Origin of the sequence: Zhongshania aquatica, assembly GCF_027257955.1 — a bacterium.
GTDB classification, from domain to species: domain Bacteria; phylum Pseudomonadota; class Gammaproteobacteria; order Pseudomonadales; family Spongiibacteraceae; genus Spongiibacter; species Spongiibacter aquatica.
In genome coordinates, this window is the sequence record NZ_JANZNQ010000016.1 from 88,242 (window position 1) to 99,192 (window position 10,951).

Annotated in this window: 13 protein-coding genes and 1 pseudogene; all 14 read left to right on the forward strand. The window is 38.8% G+C overall.

Annotated elements, in window-relative coordinates:
- Window positions 1-5: 5 nt before the first annotated feature.
- The 14 genes and pseudogenes from O9X78_RS15370 (at window position 6) to O9X78_RS15435 (ending at window position 10,713) form a co-directional block, all read left to right on the forward strand.
- Window positions 6-872, forward strand: a complete 867-nt coding sequence (locus tag O9X78_RS15370) for an alpha/beta fold hydrolase (RefSeq protein ID WP_269620615.1) — start codon at window positions 6-8, stop codon at window positions 870-872.
- Window positions 872-1,657 carry a 2-oxopent-4-enoate hydratase gene (dmpE, locus tag O9X78_RS15375; RefSeq protein WP_269620616.1) on the forward strand — a complete coding sequence of 262 codons (786 nt, stop codon included), beginning with the start codon at window positions 872-874 and terminating at the stop codon, window positions 1,655-1,657. The genes O9X78_RS15370 and dmpE overlap by 1 nt, the downstream gene beginning before the upstream one ends.
- Before the next feature lie 22 nt (window positions 1,658-1,679).
- Window positions 1,680-2,615, forward strand: coding sequence for an acetaldehyde dehydrogenase (acetylating) (locus tag O9X78_RS15380; RefSeq protein WP_269620617.1), 936 nt, complete (start codon window positions 1,680-1,682; stop codon window positions 2,613-2,615).
- Between the two features lie 13 nt (window positions 2,616-2,628).
- Window positions 2,629-3,663 (forward strand): 4-hydroxy-2-oxovalerate aldolase, encoded by a 1,035-nt coding sequence (dmpG, locus tag O9X78_RS15385; RefSeq protein ID WP_269620618.1) that lies wholly within the window; start codon window positions 2,629-2,631, stop codon window positions 3,661-3,663.
- Window positions 3,663-4,457, forward strand: a complete 795-nt coding sequence (gene dmpH / locus O9X78_RS15390; RefSeq protein WP_269620619.1) for a 2-oxo-3-hexenedioate decarboxylase — start codon at window positions 3,663-3,665, stop codon at window positions 4,455-4,457. The genes dmpG and dmpH overlap by 1 nt, the downstream gene beginning before the upstream one ends.
- Window positions 4,458-4,466: 9 nt before the next feature.
- Window positions 4,467-4,658 (forward strand): 2-hydroxymuconate tautomerase, encoded by a 192-nt coding sequence (gene thmT, locus O9X78_RS15395; protein WP_269620620.1) that lies wholly within the window; start codon window positions 4,467-4,469, stop codon window positions 4,656-4,658.
- 20 nt (window positions 4,659-4,678) lie between these two features.
- Window positions 4,679-5,347, forward strand: coding sequence for a hypothetical protein (locus O9X78_RS15400; RefSeq protein ID WP_269620621.1), 669 nt, complete (start codon window positions 4,679-4,681; stop codon window positions 5,345-5,347).
- Between the two features lie 200 nt (window positions 5,348-5,547).
- Window positions 5,548-6,051, forward strand: a pseudogene (locus O9X78_RS15405) (IS3 family transposase); the annotation flags it as partial.
- A gap of 194 nt (window positions 6,052-6,245) precedes the next feature.
- Complete coding sequence (locus O9X78_RS15410) at window positions 6,246-7,751, forward strand: ferritin family protein (protein ID WP_269620622.1); 1,506 nt, start codon at window positions 6,246-6,248, stop codon at window positions 7,749-7,751.
- A 17-nt stretch (window positions 7,752-7,768) separates the two neighbouring features.
- Window positions 7,769-8,020, forward strand: a complete 252-nt coding sequence (locus O9X78_RS15415) for a toluene-4-monooxygenase system B family protein (RefSeq protein WP_269620623.1) — start codon at window positions 7,769-7,771, stop codon at window positions 8,018-8,020.
- A 12-nt stretch (window positions 8,021-8,032) separates the two neighbouring features.
- Entirely contained in the window at window positions 8,033-8,371 is a 339-nt protein-coding gene (locus O9X78_RS15420; RefSeq protein WP_269620624.1) for a monooxygenase system ferredoxin subunit, read from the forward strand.
- Between the two features lie 9 nt (window positions 8,372-8,380).
- Window positions 8,381-8,704: an MmoB/DmpM family protein gene (locus tag O9X78_RS15425; protein WP_269620625.1), complete on the forward strand. Its 324-nt coding sequence runs from the start codon at window positions 8,381-8,383 to the stop codon at window positions 8,702-8,704.
- A gap of 9 nt (window positions 8,705-8,713) precedes the next feature.
- Window positions 8,714-9,703, forward strand: a complete 990-nt coding sequence (locus O9X78_RS15430) for a ferritin family protein (RefSeq protein ID WP_269620626.1) — start codon at window positions 8,714-8,716, stop codon at window positions 9,701-9,703.
- 20 nt (window positions 9,704-9,723) lie between these two features.
- Window positions 9,724-10,713 (forward strand): 2Fe-2S iron-sulfur cluster binding domain-containing protein, encoded by a 990-nt coding sequence (locus tag O9X78_RS15435; protein ID WP_269620627.1) that lies wholly within the window; start codon window positions 9,724-9,726, stop codon window positions 10,711-10,713.
- Window positions 10,714-10,951 lie beyond the last annotated feature (238 nt).

Here is a 10,951-nt window from a genome sequence, read left to right on the forward strand (position 1 = left end):
TTTGCGTGGAGTTTGATGTCGCTCAATATAACAACCCAGAGATCGGAAAACAAATCTTAGTCGGGGGTTACAAAACCAATTATCATGATTCCGGTAGTGGATTTCCCGTAATACTAATACATGGATCTGGACCCGGTGTGTCTGCGTGGGCGAATTGGCGATTAGTAATACATAAATTAGCAGAAAATCGCCGCGTAATTGCACCCGATATGCTCGGGTTTGGATATACAGATAATTTAAAAAACAAAACTTACGAGAAGAAAATCTGGGTTAACCATACCCTGGGTTTTATGGATGCACTTAAAATAGAACAAGTCGATTTAGTCGGGAATTCGTTTGGTGGTGGAATAGCATTAGATATTGCTGTCAAATTCCCAGAGAGGGTTCGTAAACTTGTATTGATGGGTAGTACTGGCGTTAGTTTTGAACTAACCAAAGGGTTGGATGACGTGTGGGGATACACTCCCTCTCTCAAAGCAATGCGAAATTTACTTGATATATTTTCTTACAATCGAAATCTAGTAAATGACGAATTAGCGAATTTGCGTTACGAGGCTAGTATTAGGCTGGGAGCGCAGGATACTTACGCTTCTATGTTTCCGGCTCCAAGGCAAAAGTGGATTGAAGATCTCGCGAGTACTGAATCTGATATAGAAAAAATTTATCATGAAACATTAATCATACATGGACGGGAGGACGAGGTTATACCTATCCAAACGTCATTAAAACTTTTAGAACTAGTACAACATTCACAGCTTCATGTCTTTGGTCAATGTGGGCATTGGACGCAAATAGAACACACAAAACGATTTATTCGGTTAGTCGATCAGTTCTTAAACGAAGAAATTGTTAATAGATCAGGAAACGTTTAATGAAAAATAATGAAATAGAAAATGCAGGAAAAGAGCTCTATCGCTCAATGGTTGAGAGAAAGACAATCGAGCCGTTAAGCAAGACATATCCAGATATGAGCATCGAAGATGCGTACCGCGTATCTCTTTCAATGCTGGACCAGCGGCTTCTCGACGGTACATCCATTATAGGGAAGAAAATTGGAGTTACTAGTAAATCTGTCCAAACAATGCTTGGTGTATATCAGCCGGATTTTGGCTATTTAACAAATGATATGGCGTTTAATAGTGGTGAAGAAATGCCAATCAAAGATAAGTTAATTCAACCACGTGCTGAAGGTGAGATTGCGTTTCTGTTAAAGAAGGATATTACCGGGCCTGGTGTAACTGTTGCTGATGTTTTAGGAGCGACAGAATGTGTAATGCCTTGTTTTGAGATTGTTGATTCCCGAATTGAAAATTGGGAAATAACTATATATGACACAATCGCGGACAATGCTTCATGTGGGCTTTTCATGCTAGGCGACAACGTTATATCTCCACGTAAAATTGATCTTGCAACGTGTGGAATCGTTATGGAGAAAAACGGAAATATAATTAGCACTGGAGCGGGTGCCGCAGCTTTAGGATCTCCGGTTAATTGTGTTGTTTGGTTAGCGAATACTTTAGGTAAATATGGAATCTCCCTTAAAGCAGGCGAAATAATTTTATCGGGTTCACTCGTCCCGTTAGAGAAAGTACAAAGTGGTGATTCTATGAGATTAAGTATAGGTGGAATTGGTAGCGCCTCAGTGCGTTTTATATAAGTTTCGTATGGAGAAGGCTATTATGGTTAGAAAAATTAAAGTAGCTATTATAGGGTCGGGAAATATTGGTACTGATCTTATGATAAAGGTAATTAGAAAAAGTAAATATCTCGAAATGGGTGCAATGGTTGGAATAGATGTAAATTCCGATGGTTTGGCTCGAGCAGGTCGTATGGGCGTTACGACGACTCATGAAGGCGTAGAGGGACTGGTTTCTTTGCCTGTATTTAAAGAAATAGATATTGTATTTGATGCAACTTCAGCAGAAGCTCATAAATACCACGAAGAATACCTGCGTGAACGTCGTCCAGAAATTAAAATTATCGATCTTACACCAGCAGCAATTGGACCATATTGCGTGCCGGTAGTTAATCTAGATCGTAATCTTGAATTAAATAATGTAAATATGGTCACTTGTGGTGGGCAAGCAACTATTCCGATTGTGGCAGCTGTTTCACGAATTGCAAAGGTACACTACGCAGAAATTGTAGCTTCTATATCTAGTAAATCAGCAGGACCTGGTACTCGCGCTAATATTGATGAGTTCACAGAAACCACATCACGAGCAATCGAGATTGTTGGCGGTGCAGAAAAAGGTAAAGCAATAATAATATTAAATCCGGCTGAGCCGCCGTTGATTATGAGAGACACAGTATATGTACTTTCCGAGATAATTGATCAAAAATTAATAGAGAAATCCATAATAGAAATGATTTCAGATGTTAATGATTACGTTCCCGGATACAGGTTGAAGCAAAAAATTCAATTTGATTATATTTCTCCTAACGAACCTATCAATATTCCTGGTGTTGGTATGATGTCGGGACTTAAAACCTCGGTCTACTTAGAGGTAGAAGGAGCGGCCCACTACTTACCTTCGTATGCTGGAAATCTCGATATTATGACGTCTGCCGCATTAGCGACAGCAGAAAAATTAGCCACTTTAATGGTTGGTTGAGGATTAATCTATTATGAAATACATTCCTAAGAAAAAATTATATATTTCTGACGTAACTTTGCGAGACGGTAATCATGCTATAAAACACCAATATTCAATTAAAAACGTTCAGGATATTGCGCGGGCCCTTGACGAAGCCAAGGTTGACAGTATTGAAGTAGCTCACGGTGATGGATTACAAGGATCTAGCTTTAACTATGGGTTTGGTGCACACACTGATCTTGAATGGATTGAAGCTGTATCAGATGTTATTTCGCATGCGAAAATAGCAACGTTGTTGTTGCCAGGTATAGGTACGGTGCATGACCTGAATGATGCTTATTCGGCTGGTGCGCGGATAGTTCGTATTGCAACTCATTGCACTGAAGCTGATGTGTCACGTCAACATATCGAACATGCGCGTAAATTAGGAATGGATACAGTAGGTTTCCTAATGATGAGTCATATGCAATCGCCTACAGGGTTAGCTGAGCAAGCTAAACTAATGGAGAATTATGGTGCGACCTGCCTTTATGTTGTGGATTCAGGAGGAGCACTTAGTATGCAAGATGTTCGGGACAGATTTAAAGCTATAAAAGACGTACTAAATCCTGAGACGGAAACAGGTATCCACGCTCATCATAATCTCAGCTTAGGTGTAGCAAACTCTATTGTTGCAGTTGAAGAGGGTTGCGACAGGATAGATGCATCACTAGCGGGTATGGGTGCCGGTGCAGGCAATGCACCATTGGAGGTATTTATTGCTGCTGCTGAGCGGCTTGGTTGGGATCACGGAACAAATCTTTACAAACTTATGGATGCGGCAGATGACATCGTGAGGCCACTACAAGACCGCCCAGTACGTGTTGATAGAGAAACATTAGCTCTAGGGTATGCGGGTGTATATTCAAGTTTCCTTCGTCATTCAGAAGTTGCTGCAGAGAAATATCATCTGAAAACGGTTGATATTTTACTTGAATTAGGTCGGCGACGTATGGTGGGTGGCCAAGAAGATATGATAGTTGACGTGGCGTTAGATCTTTTGGGTAAAAATAAGGAAATTAATTAGTGAACAATACACTTAACAAAAAGCAAATCTGTGATATTGCAGAGCATCTGGAAAATGCGGAATTACAATTTTCAGATGTAAATAAAATTACCGATGATTTCCCAGATATCACATTTGATGATGCATATAATATACAGTGGGAAATACGGCGTCGAAAAATACAACGAGGCAATAAAATCGTTGGTATGAAAATGGGATTAACCTCCTGGGCGAAAATGGCGCAAATGGGCGTAGATACACCTGTTTATGGATTCCTTGCTGATTATTTTAGTATTCCTGATGGTGGAGAAGTTGATACTAGTTCATTAATACATCCTAAAATTGAAGCTGAGATAGCCTTTGTTACTAAGCAAGATCTAAAAGGACCCGGGTGCAATATAGCACAAGTGTTAGCAGCAACGGATTTTGTCATACCAGCTGTTGAGGTTATTGATTCTAGGTATAAAAATTTCAAATTTGATTTACTTAGTGTAGTTGCGGATAACACTTCATCAGCGAGATTTATTTGCGGTGGAAAAATGGCTAATGTAAACGAAATAGATTTGAAAACAGTAGGTGTTGTTGTAGAGAAAAATGGTGAAGTTGTTGAGGTTGGAGCCGGGGCGGCAGTGCTTGGTCATCCTGCATCGAGTGTCGCAATGCTTGCAAATATGTTGTCAAGCCGTGGAGAGTATATACCGGCTGGCTCATTTATTATGACCGGTGGTATTACCGCCGCAATAAGTGTCAGTCCTGGTGATAACATCTGCGTAAAATACCAAAATTTAGGAAGTATTTCAGCTCGTTTTATTTAGGAGAATTTTATGCCAATAGCGCAATTATTTATTTTAGAAGGTCGTACAACTACTCAGAAAAATAATCTTATTCGTGAAGTAACTGAGGCTGTGTCGCGATCTATCGATGCCCCTATTGAAGGAATAAGGGTTATTATTACTGAAATGCCAAAAGACCATTTTGGTATAGCAGGTGAATCAGCGGCGAATATAAAACGCTAATATTTAGTAATAGGTGATTTATGTATAATCCACCAATTTTTTATCTCAATTGCGATATAAGAACGGCGGAAATGAAGCGCGCTAATTTAAGCTTTAAAAGAATAACGAAAAATGTTGAATACACAAATATTGTATTTATTACTGTAGGTGACCAAGATTCTAACAATATTTTAGTTTATTCGAATGAAACGGATAATAATGAATATATTGAATTATTTTATAAGGATTATAAAAGTATTGTTTATTCAAACAAAAATATTTTCGATGATGATTGGAAATTAATCGAGATAATCTGCAGTGGATTAGTTAATAAATATACTAGAATAAATATTGGAAAAAGTGTATTTGATTCAGAATTAGATGAATTTTCAGATTTTATAACTAAATGTAGGGATAATGGCACTTTAGTTATTTGTTTATACACTTCAGAAATTCATTCAGATGAGGTTTGGGAGTATGGAATAAAAGACCTTTATTTTAGGCGTGTTATTAAGAAATGGATAGATAATTCTGTGTGGGATAAAGTATTAAATAATTCCAATAAGATAGAGACTAGTAAAACATTGAGTGATGAGCTAAAAGTACTTAATTTCGCTTTCTATTTAAGTGGACGTGAAATGCCTCAGCGATTATTCGGATTTTCACGGACAGATAGGAAAAAAGGATTAATCGGGTACGGATGGATGTAACTATAATCTGTATGTTTATATAAACCAGATATAGAAAATTCTATATCTGGTTTTTCTATTTCAATCAACGGAATTAAAAAATTCCCCTATTCAAGTATTTAGATAAAAAAGTACGGCCCTTTTGCTGTGGGTTGAAGAGCCCCTATCACTGTAGACACTCCGCATGGTAAAAATGAACCATCGGAGGAAGTATGAATCAACAGCCCAATCAGTCTTGGGTGACTGACATCACGTATATCATAACCTATGAAGGCTGGCTTTATCTTACGGTAGTCATCGATCTTTATTCTCGACAAGTCGTTGGTTGGTCGATGAACCAGCGAATGACAGTTGATTTAGTATTGGACGCACTATTGATGCCCATATGCCGCCGTAAACCTGTGAGCCAGGTGTTAATCCACTCGGATCAAGGTTCACAATTTACCAGCGGTGAGTGGCAGTCGTTTCTAAATGCCAACAATCTTAAAGCGAGTATGAGTCGCCGGGGTAATTGTCACGATAATGCAGTAGCCGAAAGCTTTTTCCAGCTTCTTAAACGAGAACGTATCCGGCGCAAAATATATAAAACAAGAAGGGAAGCCAAAGAAGATATCTTTAACCACATCGAAATGTTTTACAACTCGACACGCAAGCATGGTACAAACGGATTGCTGTCACCAAGGCAGTATGAAGACCGTTTCAAATTGAATAACGGAGTGGTCTAAATTTTTGGGGGTTATTCAGGTTAATCCGTAAGTTGAATAGATTAAATAGTTAAACATCAGAGAATATCATCAAATGGTAATAATAAAAGTTCCGGCTACACACCTAACTCATTGATATATATATAGTAATTAGTTGGCACGGTTGGTGCTTAGTGTAGTTGATGGTATTAAAAGCAGATCCTAAGGAGAAAATAATGGCTATTAAACCTAGAGAGCAATGGTACGACATAGCGCGAGATTTGAATTGGACATCTACCTATGTCAGCGAGGACGAGTTATTCCCTGAAAATATGTCTGGTAGTGATGGAATCCCAAAAGAAGCGTGGGAGGAGTTCGACGAGCCTTATAAAATGAGCTACCCAGAATATGTAAAAGTACAACGAGAAAAAGATTCTGGAGCCTACTCTGTTAAAGCCGCACTTGAGCGTGCAGAGATTGTTAAAAATTCTGATCCGGGCTGGGTTAGCGTATTAAAGGCTCATTATGGTGCAATTGCAGTTGGTGAATACACCGCGGTAACTGGAGAGGCTCGTATGGCACGATTCTCAAAGGCACCCGGAAACCGAAATATGGCTGTTTTCGGTATGTTAGATGAAACGCGACATGCTCAATTACAATTATATTTCCCACACGAATACTGTAAAACAGATCGGCAGTTTGACTGGGCATGGAAGGCTTATCATCAAAATGAATGGGCGGCGATTGCAGCTAGGTCGTTATTCGATGACATTATCGCCGGTCGTGATGCAATGAGTGTTGCGATAATGCTCACGTTTAGTTTCGAAAGCGGTTTTACTAATATGCAGTTTCTTGGGTTAGCCGCCGACGCTGCTGAGGCTGGTGATTATACATTCTCGAATGTAATTTCCAGTATCCAAACTGATGAATCGCGCCACGCACAACAAGGCGCGCCAATTCTAGAAATATTAGTTAAGAATGGTAGAAAAGAGGAAGCTCAGAAAAAAATTGACGTAGCTATCTGGCGTTCTTGGAGATTGTTTGCAGTGCTAACCGGGCCGATTATGGATTACTACACGCCTGTAGAACATAGAAGCATGTCTTTTAAAGAATTTATGTTGGAATGGATTGTTGGGCAATTCGAAAGATCTCTGTTGGACCTCGGTTTAGATAAGCCATGGTACTGGGATATTTTTATGGAAGAGTTAGATACCTGTCAACATGGTTATCATTTGGGAGTGTGGTATTGGCGGCCGACGGTGTGGTGGAATCCAGCCGCTGGTGTGGGTTTAAAAGAGCGTGATTGGCTTGAAGAAAAATATCCCGGCTGGAACGAGCGCTGGGGGCAATGCTGGGATGTAGTTACAGATAACCTTCTTAATGACAAGGAAAATCTTACTCTTCCAGAAACTCTACCGCTAGTTGATAACATGAATCAGCTACCCATTTGTGGTATTCCAGGTGATAAACACTGGGATATGAATGTTTATAGCGTCGAAAAAAATGGACGAATATTCCATTTTTCAAATGAAGTGGATAAATGGATATTCGAAAGTTATCCCGAGCAGTATGAGGGTCATAAAAGTATAATCGATCGTTTCCTTGGTGGTGAGATTCAGCCTATGACGCTCGAAGGTGCACTTAAGTATATGGGATTCGAAGGCGATGCGGAGATTGGGCGTGACGCTCATAATTATGAATGGATAAATCAAGCTTTTAATGAGATTAAAAAAGCTGTTTGAATTCTAGGAGATAAATAATGGCAATGTTCCCTATTCACTCAAATTTTCAAGGCGATTTTGTTGTTCAGTTAGTTCCTGTGGACAGCGAAGATACAATGGATCAAGTGGCTGAGAAATGCGCGTACCACTCAGTGGGGCGAAGAGTAAAAAAACGGCCAGGAGTGATGCGTGTCAGGAAGCACAAATCATCAACACTATTTGATAGAAACCTTAAGATTTCTAGTAGCGGGCTAAAGCCAGCTGAAGTTTTAGACATTATTTACGAATAATAAGGAAATAAAATGGCGTTTGAGAAAATATCTACGCTTGATGAACTGTGGGAAGGTGAGATGGCTACTTTCGATACGTCCGACGGTACTGAGGTGCTGTTGGTCGGAGTCGAGAACAATGAAATTAAAGCATTTCAAGCTATGTGTCCACATCAAAAAATTCTTCTTTCAGAGGGTACGTTTGAAGATGGCGTTATCATTTGTAGAGCCCATCTCTGGAGTTTTGAATGTAAATCCGGAAACGGCATTAATCCTAGAGATTGCCACCTTGCGGAATACCCAACGAAGATAGTCGAAAACGATATATATGTTGATGTAGATGGTGTTACACCGTTTATGTCTTCTAAATAAGGGATTGGTATGACTAAAAATACTGAAATTGATAAGTTGCTTAATAACAATAATGTTGGGCCGATAATGAGGGCTGGTGATGTAGCAGATGCAGTCGTAGAGGCGGCCATAATAGATAATCCCGGAAAAAATATCGTAGTCGATAATAAAAACGCTTATATACGCATTTCTGCAAATAATGAGTTGCGGCTAACGCGAGAGACAATTGAGCTCGAGCTAGGTCGGCCGTTTAAAATGAATGAAATTGAAATTGAGCTAGCGTCATTTGCTGGCCGGATAAAAATGACAACTGACGAAGTCATTTTTTATTACATAACGAATATGCAAAGTTAGGAGGTTGTTATGAGTTTTGTCGAAAATCAAAAGCCTTTAAGAACTTGGAGCCATTTGGCGAGTGGCCGGAAAAAGCCAAGTGAATATGATGTTGTTTCGCGAAAATTACACTATAGCACTAATAACCCAAATGCTCCGTGGGAGTTATCACCAACGTCACCAATGAATGAGTGGTACAAAAAATATAGAAATAATTCGTTGTTGCAGAATGATTGTTGGGATGATTTTACGGACCCCGATGGTCTGGTTTATCGTACGTACAATTTAATGCAAGACGGGCAGGAAAGTCATGTCATGAGCTTGTTTGACCAGTTTGACGAGCGCGAACACGACTACCAGTTAGACGCCGATTGGATTAAATTATTATTGGAGATGTATACACCATTAAAATATATATTCCATGGTTTACAAATGTCATCTTCATATTTAGCGCAAATGGCGCCGGCTAGCACTATTACAAATTGCGCAACGTTTCAAACTGCAGATTTCTTGAGATTAACTACACATACGGCTTATCGAACATATGAATTATCTGAAAAATATCCCGATCTCGGATTCGGTAAAAACGAGAGATCGGTTTGGGAAAATGGAGAGGGATTCCAGTCATTCCGCTTGTTAATAGAAAAAGGATTAGTAGCTTATGACTGGGCTGACTCGTTTGTTTCTTTATGTTTGGTTACGATCCCAGCAGTAATTGAGGGAATTCTAAAACCACTTTCTAGTGCAGCTAAAGATAATAGCGACGTTTTGCTCCTGTTATTAATCGACTCCCAGATGAAAGATTTGGAGCGACATTTACGTTGGGCTAGAGAACTCGTTAAATTTTCAGTTGTTAACAATTCTGATGCGAAATCAGTGATCTTGACGAAACTAGAAAACTGGAAGTATATCGGTGAAGAAGCAGTAAGCGATTATGTTGGGGCTATAAAAGGACTATCAATATCGCCATCAGATGCAGTCAAGAGTTATAACTTATTAATTAACAGCATTATTGACTAGCAATATTAAGAGATTGGAATATGTCCAGTATTAATATAAATAATAAAATAATTATACCTTGTGAATCCGGAGATTCAATTCTCCGGTCATCGCTCCGTAATTCTATCGGAATTGCATATGAATGTAATTCTGGTGGATGCGGAGCTTGTAAAGTTGATCTAATTTCTGGCGAAGTACAAAATAAATACCCTGATGCATCATCTTTGACTAAACGAGATGTTAGAAAAAATAGGATATTAGCTTGCCAGAATGTACCGGTTGGTTCTATTGAGATTAACGCCGAGATTTCTGGTGGCAGTGAATCATATATATTGCCGGTGAAATACAATGCAAAATTAATTTCAAAAGAAATTATAAGTTCTGATGTTGTTGAGTTTAGCTTTGCAATTAAGAGTGACGTTAAATACAGGCCGGGACAGTATTTTATGCTTTCTATTTGCGGTCTTGCTGAGCGTGCTTATTCCGTATCATCTCCCGATAGTGAAGATGGGGTTATAAAATTTATAATTAAAAAAATGGACATGGGGAAAGTAAGCTCATATTTATTTGATGAAATTAACTCTGGTGACGTGATTGGTTTAGATGGACCATACGGCCATGCTTATTTGATAGAAAATAATTGTGACGTGGTTTGTATTGCGGGTGGGGCTGGTTTATCTCCTATAGCTTCAATAATCCGAAGTCTTAAGAAAAATGGAAGCACAAATAAGTTGCATTTTTTCTACGGAATTAATTTTATTGAAGATCTTAATATTGAATATATATTGCGATTAATAGGTGATATGTCGGGTTCAGAATACAACTTTATACCTGCTATAACTAACGATAATGAAAATTGGAGTGGCGAAATAGGGTTTATACACCAGGTTGTCGAAAGGTGTTTGCCTGACTTTTTAAATAAAGAATTTTATTTTTGTGGTCCTCCGGTTATGACGTCTGCAGTACAAAAGATGCTAATGATTGAGAAATCTGTTCCTTTTGAGCGAATGCATTTTGATAGATTTTTCTAGTTAATATTATAAATTAATTTTTTACCAGGTTTTAATTTTAACCTTTATCACAAAGGTCGGATGAGTTCGCCTAGAGGAAAGCATATTATGAAAATATGGGGTAAAACGATGGTAAGCGCTCAACAAACCCCACCCTATTTATTCTTTGCAATCTCGACTAAGGCATCTATAGTTTTCATAAGCTCAGGATGAGCCCATAGCATGGAAGGCATTCTCAGGATGAGGACTTGCAAGGGAT